The sequence below is a fragment of the Thermococcus sp. JdF3 genome (assembly GCF_012027495.1).
Classification (GTDB): domain Archaea; phylum Methanobacteriota_B; class Thermococci; order Thermococcales; family Thermococcaceae; genus Thermococcus.
In genome coordinates this window covers 1-387 of sequence record NZ_SNUK01000044.1, presented here as the reverse complement: position 1 = coordinate 387, position 387 = coordinate 1, and the positions used below count along the sequence as shown (strand labels likewise).

Genomic DNA, 387 nt, shown 5'->3' with positions numbered 1-387 from the left:
AAAGATGATAACCAAGCGCGTTGTTGATGAGCTTGAAGGGAAGGATCGCTACAGGCTCTTCGTTGGTTCCAGGAGGATATTCAGGGTATGAGGGAGCGCCTCTTTTCTCTCATTTCTAAATACGGATTAAGGGCAAACTCTGACCTTGGACAGAACTTTCTAATAGTAGACGATATCATCGAGAGAAACGTTGAGAGGGCTGAACTTAGCGGAAGAGATGTCGTTCTTGAAATTGGCCCCGGACTTGGTGTTCTCACGGATGCGCTCAGCAAGCGTGCCGGGAAGGTTTATGCCATAGAAAAGGACCCACGTCTTGTTGAGATACTGCGAAAGGAGTACAACTGGTCCAACGTCGAGATAATAGAGGGGGACGCTCTAAAGGTTGAA

The 387-nt window shown here is 47.8% G+C and carries 1 protein-coding gene and 1 pseudogene; both read left to right on the top strand.

Translation table 11 applies throughout. The features are described from left to right. Positions 1-91: pseudogene (locus E3E42_RS12060) on the top strand (DUF655 domain-containing protein); the annotation flags it as partial. Further along, positions 88-387, top strand: a 300-nt coding sequence (locus E3E42_RS11810) for an rRNA adenine N-6-methyltransferase family protein (RefSeq protein WP_167904899.1), incomplete at its 3' end; no start/stop codon positions are given. The pseudogene E3E42_RS12060 and the gene E3E42_RS11810, both read left to right, overlap by 4 nt.